The sequence below is a fragment of the Corynebacterium sp. HMSC071B10 genome (assembly GCF_001814825.1).
Lineage (GTDB): Bacteria > Actinomycetota > Actinomycetes > Mycobacteriales > Mycobacteriaceae > Corynebacterium.
The window spans coordinates 50,181-71,221 of the sequence record NZ_KV818006.1; the positions used below are offsets into that span (position 1 = coordinate 50,181).

Sequence of the window (21,041 nt, forward strand, 5' to 3'; positions counted from 1 at the left end):
CGTGGTCGGCGCTACGCGACAACATTATAGGAAGGAAAGGGAGGGGATTTCCCCTTGAGCAGCGCACTTGTTGCCGGATCCTCCCCTGCGGAGACATCGCGCGGCCGTGGCCGCTCGATGCTCTCCGTCCTGTTTCTCATCGCCAGCCTGCTCGTGCTGCTCTACCCCGTAGTCACCACCTACTACCAGAATGAGAAGCAGGCCAGTATCGCGGATGCCTACCGCAACTCGACGGTCAAGGGCAAGGATTTCACCGAGCTTATCGACGCGGCGCACGCCTACAACAAGGAAAATGCCGGTGCCCCAATCCTTGACCCCTGGCTGGCCCGTGTGGCCAAAGACAACCGCCCCTACCAGGACTACCTGGAGCAACTCAACGTCACAGGCGACCCGGAAGATCCCATGGGCGTGATTGCCATCCCCAGCATCAAGGTCAAGCTTCCCGTCTACCACGGCACAGAGCCCGAGGTGCTGGAGCGAGGCATCGGCCATCTTTATGGCTCCCCGCTGCCGGTCGGTGGTGAGGGCATGCATTCGGTGCTCACCGCCCACACGGGGCTTGCGCACGCCACGCTTTTCGACGACCTGGACAAGGTCATCGAAGGCGATCGCATCTACCTCAACGTGGCGGGTCAGCAGATGACCTATCAGGTCCACAGCATCGAGACCGTGTTGCCAACGGAAATCTCTTCCCTGCAGCCGGTTCCCGGCAAGGATCTCATCACGCTGATTACCTGCACTCCCTACGGCATCAACTCGCACCGCCTGCTCGTGCATGCCCGTCGCGTTCCCAACGATCCGGCCGCCGAGGATGCCTTTGACAGCAAGAACAGCATCCAGTGGTGGATGGTCCTGGTCCTCGTCCTCATCGTCCTGATTGTGCTGGCGTACTTTGCTCGAAGGAGGATGAATGCGCGCCAAGATTCTGCCGACAGCAGCACTCGTCCTGTTGCTTAGCGCTACTCCGGCCGCGGCCACCGTCGTCAATGTCGAGCTCGACCCCGGCAACCCTAATGGTGACGCTCCCCAAATCAACGTCGAGGACGTGCCCATTGTGCTTATCGACGCCTCCGGCAACCGCACCACTCTGCGCACCGTAGGCGGTGCCGTGGACTTTCAGGATGTCGTCGATGGGCATTACACGCTCACTTTCCCCGAAAACCCCGAGTACCGCTCCGTGGATTTCTCCGTGCCTGTGCGTGATCCCCAGACCGGTAAAGCGCTCGCCGGTGTGAAGGTCTACCCCAAACACAAGAACCTCCCTGGCGGCAGCGGCGGGGAGCAAAAGCCCACGCCAACCATCCCGTCGTGGGCGGAGCCTAGCTACCCACAACAACCAAGTTCCTCGAGGCCTGCCACCCCCCCCGCCTCTTCCACCACCAGTCTGGCGCAAACGCCACCCGGCACACACGGTGGTACGCGCTGGTCGGACCGGTTGGCTTCCACCGGCACCAACGTGTGGTGGCTGCTCGCAGCGGCAGGCCTGGCCATCCTTGTCGGTCTCGGCCTGGTGAGTAGAGGCACACGGGACACAATGCAGACAGGAGACCAACGATGAAACGCATACAGACGCTCAGCGCGCGGATGATGGCGTTGTTCGCTGTCATCGTCCTCAGTATTGCCGCTGTTTTCGTCGTCCTGCCCTTCCCCGGTAGCTCTGCTCCCACCGCACAAGCCCAGCAGAATCCCCCGGCAACCCCGGCTGCGCAGCCGTGGGACAAGCCGAATACTCGCTGCGGCACGTCCACCGCGGTGGTCATCGACGCTTCCCACAGGATCGGATTAGACTACCTGCACTTTGGCACTTTTGAGTACCCCCAGCTGTTTTCGCGCATGCTCGAGCCGGGTCTCGAGTCTCTTCTTCAGAAGGACCCGGCAGCCAAGGTCGGTATCTACACTTATGATTCGGTATCCCCGGCAACGCTGGTTAACTCACCCAACCTGAGCGAGACGCCTATTGCAGATCCCCACAATCCCGGCAAGCTCAATCCAACACTCGCGAATAGGCTGTCAGACACTCGGCGTCGCGGTTCCAATGAAACACACAACATGCACGCTGGCCTGGTAGCGGTACTTAATGACATCAACAAGGGCGCCCGCTATGACCAGGTCATGGTGTTCACCGAGTGGGGGCCTACCGCCATGCTCAACCCGGACGGCACTGTCAACGACGGCGGCAGCGCGCGCGGAGTGGATCAGCAGGAGCTCGACGCCACCAAGGACATCATTCGTAAGTTGGCCGCCAAAGGCGTGCAGGTGATCCCTGTGGGCTTCGGTAATCAGCACTATCCCGATGAGCCAGGTGTCGCGGTTCCTGGGTACTACGACCGCAGCCCCAGGGATGCGAACCCCAACAGGGGTGATTCCTACGGCTTCAAAATCTTCCAGTCCGACAATTCGGCGCTGTACTACCTCACTGGGCCTAGCTTGCTGAAGGAGTTGGCCTCGGCCTCCATCGATGGCAACGCCTACTACAGCGTGTGGGTTCCTAGTGATCCAAAAATCCAGACCAGCAACACCGGCCGCAAAGGCGAACAGTTCAGCATCGCGGACTTTGTCAGCCCGTGTCTTACCGCCAGCGTCAACGTGGTGGACAAAAACCAAAAGCTCGTCGAGCGTGTCTCGGGGCGCGACGTAGAGATCGTTCCCAACCCCACGAAGCCTTTTACGGCTATCGTTCCTACCGATCCCGCAGATGGTTTTGCCCGCGAGTCCATCCCAGGCAACCAGCCCGCCTCGCAGGCCACGATGTCCTACACGCTCAATGCGCCGCTGGAAATGCACGCGGACGCGCAGTGCTTCGCCCAGCAGCCGGGGCAGCCGGAATGGACTGAAGTCAGCGGTGAAAAGGTCGAGCGTAACGGCGACAAGCTCACCGTGAACTTCACACGCGAGCGCAACGTCAGCTATCACTGCGCTTTCCTACTCCGAGAAACCACGCAGCTATCCATCTCCAAGCTCATCCAGGCCACCGGACCGGTCAACCACGCACTCAATTCCGAAGAGTACGGGCAATTCCACTTTGCTTACCGGTGCACCGACACCGGCGCGCCTTACTCGGAAACACACCCCTTCACCCTCAAGGGAATACTTTCGCCCGCGTTTGCTGAGGACTCCCCGTTGGCTGGTGCCTTCGATGGAGGCACCACCTTGCCCTACACTATCGACGAGCGCATCCCAGTCGGCGCGAGCTGCACCGTCACCGAGCTCGAGCCACGCACCCGACCGGGATACTTCTCCAGCACGACCAACTGGGAACTCAACGGCAAGGAAGTCCCCGGGAAACTCACTCGCGATGTGGCTGGAGAGGGGTACCAGTGGTACGTCGATAAGCAGCTCCAGCCTTACTCACCGGCAGAGGCCGCCCAGCACCCGCAAACCGCCTTCGAAGCGATGCCCGCCCAGCGCGGCGGTGCCGTAGCGCTCAAGGCGACCAACGTGTATGACTCGCCCCACGTCACCCAGAAGGTCAACATCACCGTAGACAACCCCGAGGTTTTCCGGGGTGGAAACACCGACCTCGCACCGAGGAGTGTGTGGGTCAACTACCGCTGCCGCTATATTCCGGACGCCGGCGACCGCCCCGAAATCGCCGATAACCCGAGCCTGTCCCCCATCTTCGTGCCTGGCGACGGGGAGAACCCCATCCAAGTTCCGCTCAGCGAGTCCAACGGCACGCTCAGCGGCCGCGCCACACTCGGTTCCTTCCCCGTGGGGACGCAGTGCCTCTACGAGGTCACCGGCAAACCCACCGCAGACGGCTCCTCCGCAGCCCCCATTGCCCAGGGCTTTTCCCTCGCTAAGCCGCAGTGGTCCTCGCAGGCATGCATGAAGGACACCGCTGCGTCCCCGGGCTACACCCCGAACTCGCGCGAGTGCCCCGGTAACTACTCCTACGTCTACCCGGAGCTCAATGACAAGAGCGAAGCCCTCACCATGTCCGCAAACCTGGAGTTCCGCAGGAATCTGCGGCAGGTGGACGTGGCCAAGGAGCTCGCGGGCGCTGCGGGAGGTGAATTCCACGGAACCGACTTCCCGGTCACCATGGCCTGCACCCAGGCAGGTGACAGTACCTGGCAGGTCTTTGGCCCGAAGGACTTCGCCATCAACTCCGCCAAGCAAGTAGAGATCGCGGATGTCCCGGCCGGATCCACCTGCACCATCGAGGAGAAGATGCCGGAAGGCTTTGACTCCGAAGCCTACGACTTCACCCTGCCGGGACCCGTCACCGTCGACATCCCTGCCGACGCCGGGGCCGCATCCGCAGAGCCGATCACGGCCACCGTGAAAAACACCATCGAGGATAACTACGGCCAGCTCACCCTCAGTTACAGCGTCAACACCGACAACGTCAATGCGAGCAACACCAACGACCTCACTGGTGTGGAAGGCAACGTCAACGCAGTGTGCACCTTGCCCGATGGCAACCCCCTCAAGCTGGTGAAATCGCTGCGCCACGGCGACTCCTGGGAGGTGCAAGCCCAGGATGGAATGAGCGAGCGCTACGACGCCGCCCGCGGCCTGCCCGTAGGCACCAAGTGCAGCATCAGCGTGACCCCCACGGAGGACCTCGAGGATCTCGAGGTGGAACAGAAGCCGGGCACCGCGCTGCAGTACCCGGAATACACCGTGCACGCAGGACCCAACGACCTCGACGTCGAGCTGGTCCTGGCTGAGCCGGCGAAGGTGCTCGAAATTGCTTTCTCCCGGGCGCTGCTGCAGGCACCCGACGCCGACGTCTACCTGCCGCGTGAGTACACGGTGAACTACGTCTGCACGCCCAACGACGGCTCTGCACCTAATGTCGGTAGGGAAACCGTCTTTGCTTCTGCGGCCGACGGCCCCCAGTCCGTCATCGTGGACAACGTGCGCGGTGGTGACTACTGCACAGTGACCGTGGAAGAAGGCAGCGCTGACAAGCCGTACACGGACGTCTTCTCCCGCGAGGTGCTCTTCACCGCTGGTCCTCCGCTCAACACGGAGGAAACGCTCACCGCTGACGGGCCGGCCCGCTTTCACCTAACCGTTGGGAGCGGAAACCAGAGTGAGCTGGTTCGAGCGCAGTTCACCTATACCCCGGTTTTCGCGGAGATGAACCTGTTCAAGGCGCTTCACGTCACCCAAGATGGTGCCCCCTTGGCGTCGGATTCTCCGGTCTACCAGGCGATTTTCAAGGACCCGCTGTTCAGTTCCTCGGTCGTGTGTACTCGTAATACCCACACTGTGCTGCAGACCGCAGCAGAGTTTGGACCGGGTTCGCCTGCGGCGCTGAAGGTGCCGGCGGGCAGCGAGTGCACGGTCACCGAAGAGGCGAAAAGCACCGTCTACTCCGGGGCACCGGAGGTCAGCATCGACGTCGGCGGCACCACTACGCAGGGCAACGAGGCCACCGTGCAGGTTGGCACCGGCACAAGCGCCATCGCTCCTGCTGTTACTGTGACCAACGCCTACGACATCAAGTCCGCTTCGATGCACGTGAAGAAGAAGGTCGACGGCACCGGCATGCCCTCCGTCTCCGCCGAGAAGCAGTTCCCGGTGGCGTGGACCTGCACCCTCAACGGCGTGGAGGTCGGCTCCGGTGTGCTCCGCATGGGCCGCTTTTCCGCAGCCGCCGATAGCGCGATCGAGGGAATCCCGGTCGGCGCCAGCTGCCGCCTCAGCGAGGATCCCGCCAAGGTCAAGGACCCAGAAGCCAACGCCCCTGAGCAGCAAGGTGACGCCTTCTACTCCACCTGGCGTCCGCGCTGGGCGGTCGACGAAAGCGAGACCGGTTTTGCCACCGAAAACCGCTGTAGCGATGTCGATCAGTGCGCCGTCGTTCCGGGTACTCCGCACGCCGCGACCTATGAAATCCGCAACGCCGGTTTCAACTACACCGCCGTTCTGTGGAACAGCTACGACTTCTTCACGGTGCCGGTCAGCGTGCACAAGCAGCTGGACAAAAGACAAGGTCAGAAGCTGGCCCAAAACACTCAACTCGCGCCCGCAACGGGTACGCTGCGCTGCACGGATCCTTCAGCCCCGAAGCACCCCTTCATTGCAGACCCCACCCGCACCGCGTCCGTGAAGTTCCCGCCGGGTGGCGGTCAAGGCGAGCTGACGTATGTCCCGGCCTCCACTACCGACGGTGCTTCCCAGGTCACCAGTGACACCATGGAGGTGCCCGCCAATTTCGTCTGTACCTTCATCGAGGACGAGCCACAGACGCAGTTCGAGGTCCCCGGCGCCAACGGCACCCTCGTGACGGTGGGCAGCACGGTCGAAACCAGCTTTACTACGACGACCGTGGACAACGGAGCTGCACCGCAGCCTGGGCCGGTCCCCTCCCCTGCCGAGGGCAAGCGCGGTGCCACGTTTGCCGTCGACAGTGAACTGGTGCGCAACAACGCGGACCTCTCTGGCGAGGCGGAGGGTGACCGCCACACGCTCCAGGTGACCAACTCCTACACGCTGGACACCACGACCATCACCGCGGAATTTGCCAAAGACCGGGTAAGCAGTGGTGATGTTTCCGAGTGGCTGCCGAATATCTTGAAGCCTTCCGTGGTGTGCGCGGATCCACTACTCGGCACCAGGGAAGAAAAGTCCGTGACTCTGGTGTCCGGGGCGCCGGCCACCCCAATCGGTGACTTCACCGTGGGCACTGCCTGCGAGGTCACGTCGAATGCGGAGGCCCTGGCCGCAGGGTACGACTTCGTCAACGTGGACGGGCGCAGCGTGCACACCCGCGGCGATGCGACCACCGGGGTCATCGCCAGCGCCGCCGTAACCGAGCCGCTCCAGGTGCAGACCCAGGGCTCCGGCACTGATCGGGTCATCATTGCACCCACGTACACGGTGCTGCAGCTGGCTCCTGCGGTGTCCAAGGACTTCGCTGGGTACAAGGTGTCGGAAATCGTTACCGGCGCAGACTCCTTCGAGTTCACCTACGCCTGCACCTTTAAGAACCTCGTTGGCGGCCAGCCCGAGCCTTTCCCCTCCACGGGAAGCTTTACGCTCAGCCGCCAGGATGGCAACTGGGCTGCCCCTGCCACGATGCCCCGGGGCTCCGAGTGCATCGTTAAAGAGCAGGCCCCGCCACAGGAGGTACAAGAAAGGCTCGATGCAGAGAACCTGCGGATGACCCCTTACTACACCACCTATGACGATCAGGGCGAGGAATTCCTCCACGCAATCGGCGCGGAGGGCGTCGCGCTGAACGGCGAGCTGCCTACTGCCGCAATCACCAACGGCATCTACCGCAAGGACGCCGAAGTCCAGGTCCAAAAAGTCCAGGCAGACCTCATCACCGCCCTGGGTGGTGCAAAGTTCTCCATCTACGGCACGGCTGCCGACGGCTCCCTGGCTGACAAGGTCTCCGAGATGACCACCGTCGATGGCGCGGCCGGCGAAGCGAGCAACACGTTCACCACGCGCCTGGAGCCGGGAACCTACATCCTGGTGGAAACCAAGGCCGGCAATGGTGCCTCACTCCTGCCCGGTGCATGGAAGTTCACCGTCGCAGCGGCGAACGACCCGGCCCTCGCGGACCTGCGAATCTCCATCGCTGGCCTAACGGAGAATTCCGGACTCATCACCCTCGTCGAAGCGAAGCCGGAGGCTCACAAACCGGCCATCATTCAAGTGGCCAACGTGGAGCAAGGTGCTCTGCCCCTCACCGGCAGCAGGGCCTTGGTGCTGTGGTTGCTGGCCGGAATCGGTCTTGCTGGCATAGCGTTCCGGTTGAGGAAACGCGCCTAGAGCGGCAGCTAGGGCGAAGCGGGCAAGCGTGCTCGTTTCGCCCCCAACCCGCCGACCGGACGCTGGGCAACAGGCTCGCGGATTGCGCGCGGGCGTGGGTTGCGCGTTTTCGCCGCTGCGGCTTTACGGGCTGTGGCGGCGTTATTCTTTGCGCGCTGCCCGGGCTGTTCGAGTGTGTCCGCGCTAGATGTCGAGACCGGCAGGTCGAGATCATCGGTTTCTGCACGGGTGATCGACAACCCGGTCTCGACATTTGCGGTCGTTCCACGCAGTTAGCGCAAGTAGGACAGCGTTTATCCCTGTTTGGGGACCGACAAACGCTGTCCAACTTGCGCTATCTAGAGACGCACAAAGGCCCCACCCGAACGTGTCGGGTGGGGCCTAAGCCACAAGGCGAGAAGGAACTAGTCCTCCTTGGCCTCGGTTTCAGCCTCAGAAGCCTCAGCGGACTCGGCCTCCTCGGCCTTCTCCTCTTCAGCCTTCTTGGAAGCTGCGGCGCGGGCGGTGCGCTCAGCCTCGTTGGCGGCAGTCTGCTCGAGGACGAGCGAGATCTGCGTCATCGGAGCATTGTCGCCCGGACGGTTCTCCAGCTTGATCAGGCGGGTGTAGCCGCCCTCGCGGCCCTCGAACATCGGGGCCAGCTGGTTGAACAGGTAAGCGACGATCTCCTTGTTCGGCAGTTCAGCGGCAACTGCGCGGCGGTCCGCGATGGTGCCCTTCTTTGCCTTGGTGATCAGCTTCTCAGCGTAGGGACGCAGCGTGCGTGCCTTCGCATCGGTCGTGGTGATAGCGCCGTGCTGGAAGAGAGCCATAGCCAGGTTGGACAGAATGTGCTTCTGGTGGCTAGCGGACCCTCCGAGACGGGCACCCTTCTTCGGGGTAGGCATTTTCGTACTCCTCGTGTGCGTTAGTTGAGCGCGTGCTCTTTTATGGACTCGGCTTTACTCGGTCTCGTCCCCGCTCGGGTCAACGAAGTCGCCGGTCTCGGCGTCGTAGCCCTCGATCTGGGTCGGGTCGAAATCTTCCGGTGCATCCTTCAAGGTCAGGTTCTGCGAAGCGAGCTTGATCTTGACCTCGTTGATGGACTTCTGGCCGAAGTTGCGGATATCCAGCAGCTCAGACTCGGTGCACTCTGCGAGCTGACCGACGGTGTGGATCTCCTGGCGCTTCAGGCAGTTGTAGGAGCGGACGGTGAAGTTCAGGTCCTCGATCGGCGTGTTGTACGCGGCAATGTACTCGGACTCCTGCGGGGAGGGGCCGATCTCAATGCCCTCGGACTCCGTGTTCAGCTCGCGGGCCAGGCCGAACAGCTCCACCAGGGTGGAACCTGCCGACGCCAGCGCGTCGCGTGCTGCCATGGAGTTCTTGGTCTCCACGTCGATGATCAGCTTGTCAAAGTCGGTGCGCTGCTCGACACGGGTCGCCTCAACCTTGTAGGCGACGCGAGTGACCGGGGAGTAAATCTGATCGACCGGGATACGGCCGGGCTCCCCGCCCGAGTTCGGCATGGCCGGGACGTAGCCGCGGCCGCGCTCGACGACAAGCTCCATCTCCAGACGAGCGCCCTCGCTCAGGGAGGCGATGTGCAGATCCGGGTTGTGGATCTCCACGTCAGCAGGCGGCTCGATGGAGCCCGCGGTGACGTCGCCGGGGCCCTCAACCGACAGGTACATAACGACCGGCTCGTCGGAATCCGACGACAGGACCATGTCCTTGATGTTGAGGATGATCTCGGAAACGTTCTCCTTCACGCCAGCGATGGTGGTGAACTCGTGGAGCACACCATCGATCTTGATGGAGGTCACGGCCGCGCCCGGGATGGACGACAGCAGCGTGCGGCGCAGGGAGTTACCCAGGGTGTAGCCGAAACCAGGCTCGAGCGGCTCGATGACGAACTTCGAGCGGTTGGTATCGATGTACTCCTCGGTCAACTGCGGACGGTGAGAGATGAGCATGAACTTCTCCTTTGTCGGCTCCCGCTATATGAAGCCGGTAGGAACGGATGATGTTGGAAGTTTTCGCGCCACGCTTCGTCGATAAGCAAAGGGCGCGAGACGAAGTGATTACTTCGAGTAAAGCTCGACGATGAGCTGCTCCTGCAGGGGCACCTCAATCTGAGCGCGCTCGGGCAGCTGGTGCACGAGGATGCGCAGGGTGTCCGGAACGACCTGGAGCCATGCCGGGACGACGGCGTCGAGCAGGTTGTCCTGAGCATCCTCAAACCAGAGCATGCTGCGGGACTTCTCGCGGACGTCGATGATGTCGTACTGGGTCACCTTGAACGACGGGACATCAACGCGCTTGCCGTTCACGGTGAAGTGACCGTGGGAAACAAGCTGGCGAGCCTGGCGGCGGGTGCGAGCCAGACCAGCGCGGTAGACGACGTTGTCCAGACGGGACTCCAGCAGGATCAGCAGGTTATCGCCGGTCTTACCGGGGAGACGGTTGGCCTCCTCGTAGTAGCGACGGAACTGCTTCTCCATCACGCCGTAGGTGAAGCGAGCCTTCTGCTTCTCCTGCAGCTGGAGCAGGTACTCGGACTCCTTGATGCGAGCGCGGCCAGCCTGCCCCGGGGGGTACGGGCGACGCTCGAAGGACATGTCACCGCCGACGAGGTCGACGCGGAGGCGACGGGACTTACGGGTAGCAGGGCCGGTATAACGAGCCATGGTGTTTTACCTCTTTTCCTTTCTGCCTTAAACGCGACGACGCTTCGGCGGACGGCAGCCGTTGAACGGCTGGGGCGTCACGTCCGAGATCGAGGACACCTCCAGGCCAGCAGCCTGGAGAGAACGGATAGCGGTCTCACGGCCGGAGCCGGGACCCTTGACAAAGACGTCAACCTTCTTCATGCCGTGATCCATTGCCTTGCGGGCAGCGTTCTCGGCAGCCATCTGCGCAGCGAACGGGGTGGACTTACGGGAGCCCTTGAACCCGACGTGGCCGGAGGAGGCCCAGGAGATGACAGCACCGTTGGCGTCCGTGATGGACACGATGGTGTTGTTGAAGGTGGACTTGATGTAGGCGTGGCCTGCGGCCACGTTCTTCTTTACGACGCGACGGCGCGCGCCGGAACGAGTCTTCGGTGGCATAGGTTACTTCTTCTTTCCTGCGATAGTCTTCTTCGGGCCCTTGCGGGTACGCGCGTTGGTCTTCGTGCGCTGGCCGCGGACGGGCAGGCCACGACGGTGGCGCAGACCCTGGTAGGAGCCGATTTCAATCTTGCGGCGGATGTCTGCCTGCACCTCACGACGCAGGTCGCCCTCAACGGTGTAGGAGGACTCGATTGCGTCGCGCAGAGCTGCGAGCTGATCGTCGCTCAGGTTGTCCGTACGCAGGTCGGGAGAAATGCCGGTCTTTTCGAGCAGTTCCTTAGCACGGGTAGCCCCGATGCCGTAAATGTAGGTGAGAGCGATCTCCATACGCTTGTTGCGCGGGAGATCAACACCAGCGAGACGTGCCATGTGGCTACGTTCCTTTCGGGTTGTTACGGTGGTTTTCTCCCTACCCGTCCACGCCAAACAACGCTTTGTCCGGGCCGAGCCGGAGGATGGGTTGTGGTTCACGCGGCTCCAGCCACCGTGGCCGGAGGTAGACGACGCGACACTTCATGTGCCGCGCCTGGGTAAGGAGGCTTACGTACTTACTTGTAGCGGTACGTGATACGTCCCTTGTCCAGGTCGTACGGGGAAAGCTCCACGACGACACGGTCCTCAGGAAGGATGCGGATGTAGTGCTGGCGCATCTTGCCACTGATGTGAGCAAGGACGGTGTGCCCGTTATCAAGCTCAACGCGGAACGTTGCGTTCTTCAGCGGCTCGATTACGCGGCCTTCGACCTCAATTGCGCCTTCTTTTGCCATTCAATCCACTTCCTACTGCCCCGCATTTATGCAGGTACTAGTCGTTTTTCACGTCTGCTACACGGTGCCAAACATAGCGAAACATGCAGTGCTTGCACACCAAACGACAACTATAGCCATTTACCTGCGACAACACAAACCCCGCCTCCCGGTTGTGTCCGCGGGAGGCGGGGTTTTGCGTTCAGGCGCGATTAGTAGACGAAGACCTTGTCGCCGATCTGCAGATCGTTGAAGTAACGCTGCGCGTCAGCTTGGTACATGCGGACGCAGCCAGCGGACAGGATCGTCGGGTCGCCCTGGTGGAAGGCGATGCCGTTGTAGGTGAAGTAGGTCGCGTACGGCATCGGGGCGTTGTTGAACTCGTAGGAGATCTCGTCCTTGACCTTGCGGTTGACGTAGAAGGTACCGCGCGGGGTCTCCTGACCCGGGCGACCGGGGCCGACGAGGTCAGCGGTGTAGTAGACCTGGCCGTTGTTCTGCAGCCAGGAGCGGCGACCGTCAACGTCCACGCAGGCCTTGGCATCCTTCGGGCACGGGCCGTAGTCGAAGGCCGGGCGCTGCTGCTGGGCCGGAGCCTGCGCCGGGGCGGGAGCCGGCTGCGGCTTCGGCTTTGGCTTAGGCTTCGGCTTCGGGGTGCGCTCGGCGATAAGCCCCGGGAAGAGGCGCTCAACGGTCTGGTCGATCGACGCCTTGGCCTGCGCCGGCAGGTCCGGGTTGATCGCGGCGAGGCCGTCAGCCTGGGCGCGCAGGCTGTTGCGCAGGTTCCAGGCCGCGTCACGCACTGCCTGGTCGGTGCTGGAACCCAGGTTCTCCAGCTGGGTGTTCGCGCTCTTCAGGAACACGTCCAGGCCGGAGTTGGAAGACAGCTGGGCGATGGAAGACCCGCCGACAGGCTGCTGAGGTGCCGGCGCGGCTTCTGCGGTGGTCGGGTTGACAGCAAGCGAGGCAAACACGCCTGCGGCAGCGGCGAAGGCGGCGGCACGACGCTTGGTGGCCGAGGGCTTCGCGTGACGAGGTTTGTAAGACATAGACAGCAGTCTAACCACCTTCTGGCAGTTTTGAACAGTTAGGCGCGCGGAGAGTTTGCCTCGCGCGGGGTCAGGATGCGGGGACCCTGGGCAGTGGCGGCCACGGTGTGCTCCCAGTGCGCGGCGGGTGAACCGTCGGCGGTGACGACCGTCCAGTCGTCGGCAAGCACGCGCGAGTCGAACTCGCCGCCCAAGATGAGCATCGGCTCAATCGCGAGCACGGAGCCGTCCTGGATGACCGGGCCGCGGTGCGGTTTGCCCTCGTTGGCCAGGAACGGATCCTCGTGCATGGTGCGGCCGATGCCGTGGCCGCCGTAGCCGTCGAGGATGCCGAGGGTGACACCGAAGCGCTCCTCGGCACGGTAGGTGGCCTGCTCGAGCGCGTGCGAGACGTCGGTAAGCCGGTTGCCCGGCACCATTGCCTTGAGCCCCTCGTGGAGCACCCACTCGGTGGCGCGGTTGAGCGCGTCGACCTCGGGGGCGAGCGCACCCACACCGAAGCTCAGCGCCGAGTCCCCCACCCAGCCGTCGAGGGTGGCACCGCAGTCGATGGAGACCAGGTCGCCGTCCGCGAGCACGGTGTCCGCATGCGGGATGCCGTGGACGACAACCTCGTTGACCGAGGCGCAGATGGAGGCCGGAAAGCCCTGGTAGCCCTTGAACGTCGGGGTTGCGCCGTGCTCGCGGATCACGGACTCGGCCACCTCGTCCAGCTCGAGCGTGCTTACCCCGGGGCGGGCGGCCGCCTTGACTGCGTTCAGCGCCAGGCCGACGATGCGTCCGGCGGCCTCCATCGCGCCCAACTCCGCGGCCGTCTTCGCGGCAATCTTGCGCTTCCGGAATCCCATTGTCCTGCCTTCCTTTAAGTCGTGAAAACGAAAAACGGGGCCGGTGTAGGCGATACACCGGCCCCCTTCTTTGACGCTGCTACTTCAGCGCGTTCAGCTTGTCCATCGCGCGGGCGTTGATCTCGTCCACGTCGCCGACAGCGTCGATGGAGATGATCTCCTCGCCGTAGTGGTCGATCAGCGGGGCGGTCTCGTCGCGGTAGACGCCGAGGCGGGTGCGGATGGTTTCCTCGTTGTCGTCAGCGCGGCCGCGGGCGAGCATGCGCTCGACCACCACGTCCTCGTCAACCACGAAGTTCAGCACGCCGTCCAACTTCTGGCCCGCCTTGGTCAGCAGCTCGGTGAGGATCTCCGCCTGCTCCACCGTGCGCGGGAAGCCGTCGAGCAGGAAGCCGTCCTTCGCGTCTTCCTCCTGAAGGCGGGACTCCACCATGCGCGCGGTGACGTCGGTAGGCACGAGCTTGCCGGCGTCGATGTAGCTCTTGGCTTCTACACCCAGCGGGGTGCCCTCGCCGATGTTGGCGCGGAACAGGTCGCCGGTAGAGATGTGCGGGACGCCGAGCTTTTCGGAAAGAATTGCGGCCTGGGTGCCCTTGCCAGCACCAGGGGGGCCAAGAAGTACGAGACGCATTATCGCAGAAGTCCTTCGTAGTTGGATTGCAGGAGTTGGGATTCAATTTGCTTGACCGTGGTCAGGGCCACGGACACCATAATCAGGATAGCCGTACCGCCAAACGCGCTCATACCCATCTGGCCGGAGCCGGCCAGACCCGCGTCCAGCGCCAGGTTCGGCAGAACCGCGATGAAGGCCAGGTAGAGCGAGCCGACGACGAGCAGGCGGTTCATCACGTACGCCAGGTACTCGGCGGTCGGGCGGCCCGGGCGGATATCCGGAATAAACCCACCGTACTTCTTCATGTTCTCCGCCTGGTCGACCGGGTCGTACTGCACGGAGACGTAGAAGTAGGAGAAGAAGATGATCATGACGAAGTAGGCCACGATGTACTGCCAGGAACCCGGGTTCTGCAGCCACGCCATCACGTTGTTCATCCACCAATTATCCGGCGGGGTGGGGTCATTCATGGTGACGATCTGAGTGATCAGCACCGGCACGTACATCAGCGAGGACGCGAAGATGACCGGGATCACGCCCGCCTGGTTGACCTTCAGCGGCAGGTAGGTCGCGGACCCGCCGTACTGGCGACGGCCCACCATACGCTTGGCGTACTGCACCGGAATGCGGCGCTGACCCTGCTCGATGAAGATGATGCCGACAACCAACACGACGAGCGCCGCGATCACGATGGCGAGTGCCACGCCGCCGGAGTTCTGCAGAATGATCGCGCCCTCGGACGGCAGCTTGGTTGCGATACCGGCGAAGATGAGCAGGGACATGCCGTTGCCCACGCCCTTTTCGGTGATGATTTCGCCGAGCCACATGATGATGATCGCACCGGAGGTCATGACGATGATCATCATCACGAGGGTCCACACGTTGCGGTCCTCGATCAGCACCGGCATGCCCTGGCCGAGCAGCTGCTCGCGGTCCGCCAGCGCCACGATGCCCGCGGACTGCAGCAGCGCCAGCGCCACGGTGAGGTAGCGCGTGTACTGCGTCATCTTCGCCTGGCCGGCCTGCCCCTCCTTCTTCAGTTCCTCGAACTTCGGGATCACCACGGTGAGCAGCTGGACGATAATCGACGCCGTAATGTACGGCATGATGCCGATCGCGAAGATCGACAGCTGAAGCAGCGCACCGCCGGAGAAGAGTCCGATGATGGAGAACATCGTCGCCTGGTCGCCCTGGGAAATATCCTGCAGGCGGGACTGGATCAAGCTGTAGTCCACGCCCGGGGTGGGGATTTGGGCACCGACGCGGTAGAGAATCATCAGCGCAAGGGTGATCAGAATCTTGCGGCGCAGATCATGGTCCTTAAACGCCTGAAAGATAGCGGACACAAAGCCTCCTGGCTCCCACTGCAAACTTAAGCAGGAGATCGCGAACAGAATTCGTCACGAGCTGGCCCTACCTACCAAAAAGGCATGCAAAAGCTCACCCGTACATATTTGACCCCACTACCCTACCAGCCCGAACACGAAACCCAAGAGTCGAGTCACGGTTTAAGGCTGCTCCAACCTCACCCGAAGCGGGCTAGCACTTTTTCAGGTTGCGGCAAGGTGGGGCGTGTGGGCGTCGAGATGCAAAGGCCCGTGGTAGACCGAGCTGTCTTGAGTTTACATACCAAGAGGTTTATCATTCCGTATGTTGAGAATAGAACTTCCTTTGAAAGGACCAACATGCTGAAGAAAATCGCAGCACTGACCACCGTCACCGCACTTACGCTGGGCCTGGCCGCCTGCGGCGATGAGTCGAGCGACACCGCCGAGGGCGATTCGCAGACCATCCGCGTCGCCACCTCGCCGGGGCCCTACTCCGAGCTTTTCCAGGACGCCGTGGGCCCGATCCTGGAGAAGGACGGCTACACCGTCGAATACACCTCCTTTACCGACCTCACCCAGGCCGACATCGCGCTCAACGAGGGTTCCGCGGACCTGAACGTGGACCAGCACACCGCGTGGATGAACGTGTTTAACGAGGAAAAGGGCGGCAACCTCGCCTCCATTACCGAGGTTCCGACGGTCCCGGCGGGCCTCTACTCGGACAAGTACACCGATATCGAGGAGGTCGCCGACGGCCAGACCGTGGGCATCCCGATGGACGGTTCCAACAAGTCGCGCGCCCTGCACCTGCTTGTCGACGCCGGCTGGATCACCCTGCGCGACGACGCCGACGAGACCCTCCTCGCCGAGTCCGACATCGCGGACAACCCACACAACCTCGAGATCACACCGATGGACTCGGCCAACCTCTCGCGCTCCCTGCCGGACTTCGACTGGGCGGTCATCCCCGGCTCCATGTCGTACTCCGCGGGCCTGGACCCCAAGCTGCAGGTCTTCCAGGAGAACCTGCGCCCGGAGCTCATCCTCGTGGCCGTGACCACCGAGGACAAGGTCGACGAGCCGTGGACCGAGGCCGTCGCCGAGGCCTACCGCTCCGACGAGTTCAAGGAGTACTTCGACGCCAACAACGAGAACAACTACTGGTTCCTGCCGGAATCCCTGCAGTAGCCTGGAAAGGTAGCTCATGACGCACTCCCCCGGCACCGCGGTCGCCCTCGAGCACGTGTCCAAAGTCTTCGACACCGCGAAAGGCGAGTTCACCGCGCTGGAAGACATCACCTTCACCGTGCCCACCGGCGGCATCTCCGGAGTCGTGGGCACCTCCGGGGCGGGCAAGTCGACCCTGATCCGCACGGTCAACGGCCTGGAGACGCCCACCTCGGGTACCGTGACCGTGCTCGGCCGCCAGCCCGCCGAGCTGAGCCCGAAGCAGCTGCGCGAGCTGCGCCGCGAGGTCTCCATGGTCTTCCAGAACTACAACCTTCTGGAGACCAAGACCGTCGCGGAGAACGTCGCGACGCCGCTGCTGCTGTCCAAGACGCCGAAGGGCGAGGTGAAGCGCCGCGTCGCCGAGGTCCTCGAGATGGTCGGGCTCTCCGACCGCGCGGACCACAAGCCGCGCCAGCTCTCCGGCGGTCAGCGGCAGCGCGTCGGCATCGCGCGTGCGCTCGTGACCAACCCGAGCATTTTGCTTTGCGACGAGCCCACGTCCGCCCTCGACCCACTCACCACCACCCAAATCCTCGAGCTCCTGCGCGACATCAACGCGAAGCTCGGCGTGACCATCCTGCTGATCACCCACCAGATGGACGTGGTGGCGCGCCTGGCCGACTCCGTCGCCGTACTCGAGGCCGGCAAGTTGGTCGAGTCCGGGCCGGTGGCCGAGGTCTTTGCCAACCCGCAGGCCACACTTACCCAGCGCTTCGTGGAGACGGTGATCCCCCGCGCAGTCCCCGACAGCGTGCGCGCCACGATTCACCGCGGCGACTACGACGAGGTCGTGCAGCTGATCCACACCGGCAGCGCCGTCGCCGACGTCTTTAGTGAGCTAGCGCGCCGCTTCGACACCGAGGCGCACCTGTTGTCCTCTGCCGAGACGGAACTCGCCGACACCAGCGTCGGTGCCACCATCCTCGGCCTCCGCGCGGGCGGCCCGCTTAACGACGCGGTGGCTTGGCTGGAGGGCCTCGACGGCATAACCGTCAACCGCATCACCGGAAAGGACGCTTAAACCCATGGAACAGCTCAACTCCTGGTGGCGCGACACCACCGGCTCCCGCGTCACCCCATCGATGTACGTCGACTCGTTCGGCGAGACCGTCTACATGGTCGGCATCTCCCTGTTCATCGGCGCACTCATCGGCATCCCGCTGGCGCTCGCGCTGGTGATCACCCGGCCCGGGGGCTTAAAGCCCAACGCGGTGGTCTACGGCATCCTCAACGTGGTGGTCAACGTGATCCGCTCGCTGCCGTTTATCATCCTGCTCGTGGCGATTTCGCCGTTTACGCGCGTCATCGCCGGTACCGCGATCGGCACCACCGCCGCGCTCGTGCCCCTGACCTTGTACATCGCGCCATTTATCGCGCGACTGATCGAGCAGTCCCTCCTCGAGGTCAACCCCGGCATCACCGAGGCAGCCGACTCCATGGGTGCCAGCATGAGCCAGACCATCCGCTACTTCCTACTCCCCGAGGCGAAGTCCTCCATCATCCTCGCCGTGACCACGGCGACCGTCGGCCTGATCTCCGCCACGGCCATGGCCGGCACCATCGGCGGCGGTGGCGTGGGTGACCTGGCGATCTCGTATGGCTACCAGCAGTTCGACTCGGTCGCCATGCTCACCACGGTGGTCATCCTGATCATCGTCGTCCAGGCGATCCAGTCGCTGGGCAACAGGCTCGCGCACCGCGCGCGGGCGTAGGTGGGCTGCGGCGGCGTTTTGCTTTGCGGGTCTGCTTGGTCGGCGCTGCTTGACCGTAGCCGCGCTAGATGTCGAGAACGGGATGTCGAGTTCATTGGTTTTTGTAAGCGTTCTCGACAACCAGGTCTCGACATTTGCGGTCGTTCCACGCAGGTAGCGCAAGCAGGACAGCGTTTATCCCGGTTTGGGACCGACTAACGCTGTCCAACTTGCGCTGTCTAGCCGCGCCCGGCGACCCGACCCGCACGCGCCCACCCCGCGGCAACCTCACGCGCAATTCGCTACGCTGCAGGGGCATGAGCTCCCACGCCATGACCACAAGCAAATTCCCTCCCGCCGACGGCATCTACGAGGCCGACGAAATCACCAGCCAGATTTCTCTCATGCTCTGCCACGGATGGCACCCCGATGAAATCACCGCGTGGCTGGAGGACGACATGGACTCCGACCCAACACCCCTGGTAGAGGAAGTCAGCGCAGAATACGCCTGCCTCGTGCCGGAGGCCTCCGAGGACGCCAAGCGCATCGAAGCCCTGCACGAAGCGCTGGCAAAGCGCAACATCTCGTTCTCCTTCGACGAGGGCTACACCAAGGCCGAAGCCGTTGAGGGCGGCGGCAGGGCCGCCGAAGAGGACGGCCACCGTGGCTATGCCTACTGCACCCAGCAGGACGTAGACAGCCTCATCCACAGCGGGCTGCTCTACTTCGGCTTCGGGGACAGAGAAAACCCCAGCCTGGAAACGGATGCCGAGGTTGCCACCCTAGTCGTCGAAGCGCTCAAAGAGATTGGCCTCAACCCCGTGTGGGACGGCAACGCAAATGCACGTATCACGTGCGAGAACCTTGTCTTTGAGCTGCCACTCAACCACTAACCCCCAACGCAAAAAGCCCGCCACCCCTTACACAGGGGCGGCGGGCCTTAAAGCGTTCTCAGACCCTGAGAGGCGCTTACGCCTCAGTGATGGAGCCGCCAGCAGCCTTGATCTTCTCGGCTGCGGACTTGGAGAACTTGTTGGCGGTGACGTCGAGCTTGACGTCGATGTCGCCGTTGCCCAGGACCTTGACCGGCTGGTTCTTGCGAACCAGGCCAGCTGCGACGATGTCCTCGATGGACACGGCGCCGCCGTTCGGGAAGGCCTTGGCCAGGTCGTTGACGTTGACAACCTGGAATACGACGCGGTTCGGGTTCTTGAAGCCCTTCAGCTTCGGCAGGCGCATGTGCAGCGGCATCTGGCCGCCCTCAAACGCTGCGGAAACCTGGTAGCGAGCCTTCGTACCCTTGGTACCGCGGCCGGCGGTCTTGCCGCCCTTGCCGGCTTCACCGCGGCCAACGCGGTGCTTCGGCTTGTTCGCACCCTTTGCCGGGCGCAGATCATGAAGCTTGATGATGTCAGCCATGTGCTATCTACTCCCCTGCAACTTCTTCGACGGTGACAAGGTGACGAACCTTGAGCACCTGGCCGCGAGTTGCGGCGTTGTCCTTCTTGATCACGGACTGGCCGATCTTGCGCAGACCAAGAGCCTCGAGGTTCTTGCGGGTCTGCGGCTTCTCGCCAACCTTGCCGTGGTGCAGTGTGATCTTCAGTGCCATTGTGGTTTACGCCTCCTGTCCTGCACGTGCGCGCAGCATACGGGCCGGAGCGACGTCCTCGAGGTCCTTGCCACGCTTTGCGGCGACCTCTTCGGGGCGCACCAGTTCCTTCAGGCCGGCAACGGTTGCCTGAACCACGTTCAGGGCGTTGTCGGAGCCGAGGGACTTGGCCAGGATGTCCTGGACACCTGCGCACTCGAGCACCGGACGGACTGCGCCGCCGGCGATCACACCGGTACCGGGAGCTGCCGGGCGCATCATGACGACGCCTGCGGCCTCTTCGCCCTGGACCGGGTGGGGGATGGTGCCGGCAATCATCGGGACGCGGAAGAAGTTCTTGCGAGCCTCTTCTGCACCCTTCTGGATTGCGGCGGGGACTTCCTTTGCCTTGCCGTAGCCGACGCCGACCATGCCCTGGCCGTCGCCGACGACTACGAGCGCGGTAAACGACATGTTGCGGCCACCCTTAACGGTCTTTGCGACGCGGTTAATGGTGATGACGCGCTCGATGTACTTATCGCGGTCGTCGTTCTGGTTGCGGCGGTCGTCGCGGCGGCCGCGGCCACCGCGCTCGTTCCTGTTGCCCTTGTTGTTCTGGTTGTCGGCGGAGCGTCCGCCGTCACGCCGTTCACGTTCGGCCATTACGCGATCCTTCCGTTGATGGTGATGGTTGCGGTGATCATTAGAACTTCAGACCACCTTCACGAGCTGCTTGTGCAAGAGCTGCGATGCGGCCGTGGAACTTGTAGCCGCCGCGGTCGAAGACAATGGCTTCGATGCCGGCTGCCTTGGCACGCTCTGCGACGAGAGCGCCTACCTTGGCTGCCTTGTCCTTCTTGTCCCCGTCCAGGTTGCGCACGTCCGGCTCCATCGACGATGCGGCAACGAGGGTGTGGCCGGCGAGGTCGTCGATGACCTGGACGTGGATGTGGCGGGAGGAGCGGTGCACGACGAGACGCGGGGTCTCCGGGGTGCCACGCAGGGTCTTGCGAATACGGTTGTGGCGACGTGCGCGGGCCTCGCGGCGGCGGGACGAGATGTCCTTGCCGACCGGGGTGCGCTTGGTGTTCTCTGCAGTATTGCTCATGA

The 21,041-nt window shown here is 63.1% G+C and carries 21 protein-coding genes; 7 read left to right on the forward strand and 14 right to left on the reverse strand.

What is annotated here, in order from left to right:
- The first annotated feature begins 54 nt into the window (after window positions 1-54).
- From HMPREF2990_RS06090 to HMPREF2990_RS06100, 3 genes are read left to right on the forward strand one after another with little or no spacing between them, the layout of a single operon-like run.
- On the forward strand, window positions 55-957 hold the full coding sequence (locus tag HMPREF2990_RS06090; RefSeq protein ID WP_246817465.1) for a class C sortase: 903 nt from the start codon (window positions 55-57) through the stop codon (window positions 955-957).
- Window positions 911-1,558, forward strand: coding sequence for a hypothetical protein (locus HMPREF2990_RS06095; protein ID WP_070763244.1), 648 nt, complete (start codon window positions 911-913; stop codon window positions 1,556-1,558). The genes HMPREF2990_RS06090 and HMPREF2990_RS06095 overlap by 47 nt, the downstream gene beginning before the upstream one ends.
- The gene (locus HMPREF2990_RS06100) at window positions 1,555-7,740 is read left to right on the forward strand and encodes a DUF5979 domain-containing protein (protein ID WP_070763246.1); all 6,186 of its coding nucleotides are present in this window, start codon (window positions 1,555-1,557) and stop codon (window positions 7,738-7,740) included. Before HMPREF2990_RS06095 ends, HMPREF2990_RS06100 begins: the two co-directional genes overlap by 4 nt.
- Window positions 7,741-8,144: 404 nt before the next feature.
- On the opposite strand, the gene rplQ is transcribed toward HMPREF2990_RS06100, so the two are convergent.
- From rplQ to secY, 10 genes are all read right to left on the reverse strand, one after another.
- Complete coding sequence (gene rplQ, locus HMPREF2990_RS06105) at window positions 8,145-8,627, reverse strand: 50S ribosomal protein L17 (protein ID WP_070763247.1); 483 nt, start codon at window positions 8,625-8,627, stop codon at window positions 8,145-8,147.
- A gap of 54 nt (window positions 8,628-8,681) precedes the next feature.
- On the reverse strand, window positions 8,682-9,695 hold the full coding sequence (locus HMPREF2990_RS06110) for a DNA-directed RNA polymerase subunit alpha (RefSeq protein ID WP_070763249.1): 1,014 nt from the start codon (window positions 9,693-9,695) through the stop codon (window positions 8,682-8,684).
- A gap of 108 nt (window positions 9,696-9,803) precedes the next feature.
- Window positions 9,804-10,409 carry a 30S ribosomal protein S4 gene (gene rpsD, locus HMPREF2990_RS06115; RefSeq protein ID WP_038588446.1) on the reverse strand — a complete coding sequence of 202 codons (606 nt, stop codon included), beginning with the start codon at window positions 10,407-10,409 and terminating at the stop codon, window positions 9,804-9,806.
- A 27-nt stretch (window positions 10,410-10,436) separates the two neighbouring features.
- On the reverse strand, window positions 10,437-10,832 hold the full coding sequence (rpsK, locus tag HMPREF2990_RS06120; protein ID WP_038588443.1) for a 30S ribosomal protein S11: 396 nt from the start codon (window positions 10,830-10,832) through the stop codon (window positions 10,437-10,439).
- Between the two features lie 3 nt (window positions 10,833-10,835).
- On the reverse strand, window positions 10,836-11,204 hold the full coding sequence (gene rpsM / locus HMPREF2990_RS06125) for a 30S ribosomal protein S13 (RefSeq protein ID WP_038588440.1): 369 nt from the start codon (window positions 11,202-11,204) through the stop codon (window positions 10,836-10,838).
- Window positions 11,205-11,383: 179 nt separating this feature from the next.
- The gene (gene infA / locus HMPREF2990_RS06130) at window positions 11,384-11,602 is read right to left on the reverse strand and encodes a translation initiation factor IF-1 (RefSeq protein ID WP_038588435.1); all 219 of its coding nucleotides are present in this window, start codon (window positions 11,600-11,602) and stop codon (window positions 11,384-11,386) included.
- A 191-nt stretch (window positions 11,603-11,793) separates the two neighbouring features.
- Entirely contained in the window at window positions 11,794-12,630 is an 837-nt protein-coding gene (locus HMPREF2990_RS06135; RefSeq protein ID WP_038588430.1) for a L,D-transpeptidase, read from the reverse strand.
- A gap of 38 nt (window positions 12,631-12,668) precedes the next feature.
- Window positions 12,669-13,478 (reverse strand): type I methionyl aminopeptidase, encoded by an 810-nt coding sequence (gene map, locus HMPREF2990_RS06140; protein WP_038588425.1) that lies wholly within the window; start codon window positions 13,476-13,478, stop codon window positions 12,669-12,671.
- A 79-nt stretch (window positions 13,479-13,557) separates the two neighbouring features.
- Complete coding sequence (locus HMPREF2990_RS06145; protein ID WP_038588421.1) at window positions 13,558-14,109, reverse strand: adenylate kinase; 552 nt, start codon at window positions 14,107-14,109, stop codon at window positions 13,558-13,560.
- Window positions 14,109-15,437, reverse strand: a complete 1,329-nt coding sequence (gene secY / locus HMPREF2990_RS06150; protein WP_038588416.1) for a preprotein translocase subunit SecY — start codon at window positions 15,435-15,437, stop codon at window positions 14,109-14,111. The genes HMPREF2990_RS06145 and secY overlap by 1 nt, the downstream gene beginning before the upstream one ends.
- 339 nt (window positions 15,438-15,776) lie before the next feature.
- On the opposite strand from secY, the gene HMPREF2990_RS06155 reads away from it, so the two are divergent.
- From HMPREF2990_RS06155 to HMPREF2990_RS06170, 4 genes are all read left to right on the forward strand, one after another.
- Window positions 15,777-16,607, forward strand: coding sequence for a MetQ/NlpA family ABC transporter substrate-binding protein (locus HMPREF2990_RS06155; RefSeq protein ID WP_070763251.1), 831 nt, complete (start codon window positions 15,777-15,779; stop codon window positions 16,605-16,607).
- Window positions 16,608-16,623: 16 nt separating this feature from the next.
- Window positions 16,624-17,670 carry a methionine ABC transporter ATP-binding protein gene (locus HMPREF2990_RS06160; RefSeq protein ID WP_070763253.1) on the forward strand — a complete coding sequence of 349 codons (1,047 nt, stop codon included), beginning with the start codon at window positions 16,624-16,626 and terminating at the stop codon, window positions 17,668-17,670.
- A gap of 4 nt (window positions 17,671-17,674) precedes the next feature.
- On the forward strand, window positions 17,675-18,361 hold the full coding sequence (locus HMPREF2990_RS06165) for a methionine ABC transporter permease (protein ID WP_070763255.1): 687 nt from the start codon (window positions 17,675-17,677) through the stop codon (window positions 18,359-18,361).
- 296 nt (window positions 18,362-18,657) lie between these two features.
- Window positions 18,658-19,233, forward strand: coding sequence for a DUF6891 domain-containing protein (locus HMPREF2990_RS06170; RefSeq protein ID WP_083317037.1), 576 nt, complete (start codon window positions 18,658-18,660; stop codon window positions 19,231-19,233).
- A gap of 76 nt (window positions 19,234-19,309) precedes the next feature.
- Here the strand turns inward: HMPREF2990_RS06170 and rplO are convergent, their stop codons facing one another.
- Genes rplO through rplR form a run of 4 tightly spaced genes read right to left on the reverse strand, consistent with a single transcriptional unit; the run spans window position 19,310 to window position 21,039 of the window.
- The gene (rplO, locus tag HMPREF2990_RS06175) at window positions 19,310-19,759 is read right to left on the reverse strand and encodes a 50S ribosomal protein L15 (RefSeq protein ID WP_070763257.1); all 450 of its coding nucleotides are present in this window, start codon (window positions 19,757-19,759) and stop codon (window positions 19,310-19,312) included.
- Window positions 19,760-19,766: 7 nt separating this feature from the next.
- A complete protein-coding gene (rpmD, locus tag HMPREF2990_RS06180; protein ID WP_038588398.1) occupies window positions 19,767-19,952 on the reverse strand; it encodes a 50S ribosomal protein L30 in 186 nt (61 codons plus the stop codon).
- Between the two features lie 6 nt (window positions 19,953-19,958).
- Window positions 19,959-20,594 (reverse strand): 30S ribosomal protein S5, encoded by a 636-nt coding sequence (gene rpsE, locus HMPREF2990_RS06185; protein WP_070763259.1) that lies wholly within the window; start codon window positions 20,592-20,594, stop codon window positions 19,959-19,961.
- A 40-nt stretch (window positions 20,595-20,634) separates the two neighbouring features.
- Window positions 20,635-21,039, reverse strand: a complete 405-nt coding sequence (gene rplR, locus HMPREF2990_RS06190) for a 50S ribosomal protein L18 (protein WP_038588393.1) — start codon at window positions 21,037-21,039, stop codon at window positions 20,635-20,637.
- Window positions 21,040-21,041: the final 2 nt, after the last annotated feature.

Excerpts from the sequence above, each read along its gene's own strand:
- HMPREF2990_RS06095 (WP_070763244.1), top strand. The coding sequence starts at position 911 with ATGCGCGCCAAGATTCTGCCGACAGCAGCACTCGTCCTGTTGCTTAGC.
- HMPREF2990_RS06100 (WP_070763246.1), top strand. The coding sequence starts at position 1,555 with ATGAAACGCATACAGACGCTCAGCGCGCGGATGATGGCGTTGTTCGCT.
- rplQ (WP_070763247.1), bottom strand. The coding sequence starts at position 8,627 with ATGCCTACCCCGAAGAAGGGTGCCCGTCTCGGAGGGTCCGCTAGCCAC.
- HMPREF2990_RS06110 (WP_070763249.1), bottom strand. The coding sequence starts at position 9,695 with ATGCTCATCTCTCACCGTCCGCAGTTGACCGAGGAGTACATCGATACC.
- rpsD (WP_038588446.1), bottom strand. The coding sequence starts at position 10,409 with ATGGCTCGTTATACCGGCCCTGCTACCCGTAAGTCCCGTCGCCTCCGC.
- rpsK (WP_038588443.1), bottom strand. The coding sequence starts at position 10,832 with ATGCCACCGAAGACTCGTTCCGGCGCGCGCCGTCGCGTCGTAAAGAAG.
- rpsM (WP_038588440.1), bottom strand. The coding sequence starts at position 11,204 with ATGGCACGTCTCGCTGGTGTTGATCTCCCGCGCAACAAGCGTATGGAG.
- infA (WP_038588435.1), bottom strand. The coding sequence starts at position 11,602 with ATGGCAAAAGAAGGCGCAATTGAGGTCGAAGGCCGCGTAATCGAGCCG.
- HMPREF2990_RS06135 (WP_038588430.1), bottom strand. The coding sequence starts at position 12,630 with ATGTCTTACAAACCTCGTCACGCGAAGCCCTCGGCCACCAAGCGTCGT.
- map (WP_038588425.1), bottom strand. The coding sequence starts at position 13,478 with ATGGGATTCCGGAAGCGCAAGATTGCCGCGAAGACGGCCGCGGAGTTG.
- HMPREF2990_RS06145 (WP_038588421.1), bottom strand. The coding sequence starts at position 14,109 with ATGCGTCTCGTACTTCTTGGCCCCCCTGGTGCTGGCAAGGGCACCCAG.
- HMPREF2990_RS06155 (WP_070763251.1), top strand. The coding sequence starts at position 15,777 with ATGCTGAAGAAAATCGCAGCACTGACCACCGTCACCGCACTTACGCTG.
- HMPREF2990_RS06160 (WP_070763253.1), top strand. The coding sequence starts at position 16,624 with ATGACGCACTCCCCCGGCACCGCGGTCGCCCTCGAGCACGTGTCCAAA.
- HMPREF2990_RS06165 (WP_070763255.1), top strand. The coding sequence starts at position 17,675 with ATGGAACAGCTCAACTCCTGGTGGCGCGACACCACCGGCTCCCGCGTC.
- HMPREF2990_RS06170 (WP_083317037.1), top strand. The coding sequence starts at position 18,658 with ATGAGCTCCCACGCCATGACCACAAGCAAATTCCCTCCCGCCGACGGC.
- rplO (WP_070763257.1), bottom strand. The coding sequence starts at position 19,759 with ATGGCTGACATCATCAAGCTTCATGATCTGCGCCCGGCAAAGGGTGCG.
- rpmD (WP_038588398.1), bottom strand. The coding sequence starts at position 19,952 with ATGGCACTGAAGATCACACTGCACCACGGCAAGGTTGGCGAGAAGCCG.
- rpsE (WP_070763259.1), bottom strand. The coding sequence starts at position 20,594 with ATGGCCGAACGTGAACGGCGTGACGGCGGACGCTCCGCCGACAACCAG.
- rplR (WP_038588393.1), bottom strand. The coding sequence starts at position 21,039 with ATGAGCAATACTGCAGAGAACACCAAGCGCACCCCGGTCGGCAAGGAC.